This is a genomic window from Pseudomonas sp. EL_65y_Pfl2_R96 (genome assembly GCF_963970905.1).
In the GTDB taxonomy this organism is placed as follows: Bacteria; Pseudomonadota; Gammaproteobacteria; order Pseudomonadales; family Pseudomonadaceae; genus Aquipseudomonas.
Genome location: NZ_CAXAQH010000294.1, coordinates 1 through 474, shown reverse-complemented (window position 1 = coordinate 474; position 474 = coordinate 1). Strand labels below are relative to the sequence as shown.

1 pseudogene is annotated in these 474 nt (G+C 56.3%); it reads right to left on the bottom strand.

Annotated elements, in window-relative coordinates:
- Positions 1-474 (bottom strand): annotated as a pseudogene (locus AACY49_RS30710) (IS66 family transposase); the annotation flags it as partial.

The following is a 474-nucleotide window of genomic DNA, read 5'->3' as shown; positions in this document are numbered from 1 at the left end:
CCGCTGTGTCGGCAGACGTGTGAATACGACCTTCAAATAGGCATACGGATCATGTCCGTTGAGCTTCGCCGATTGGATCAGACTCATCAACGCCGCAGCACGTTGACCGCTGCGCAACGATCCTGCGTAGAGCCAATTCTTGCGTCCTAGGGCCCAAGGCCTTATCTGCTGCTCCGCGTGGTTGTTGTCTAAGGGGACTGCACCGTCATCGAGATAGCGTGACAATGCCGTCCAGCGTTTCAGGCTGTAATCGAAGGCCTTGGCGATAGCCACTCCGTCGTGCACGCATTCGCGCTGGGCGATTATCCAGGTATGCAACGCATCCATCGCGGGTGCGGCTTTTTCTTGCCGTATTCAGCGGCGTAAATCCGGTTCCAGGTCGCGAACCTCTCGCTCTATTTCGTAGAGCACCTGGATGTAGCGCAGAGCCTGTTCAGCCAGCTGGCTTTTGTTGGTGGCGTGCAGTTCAAAGAA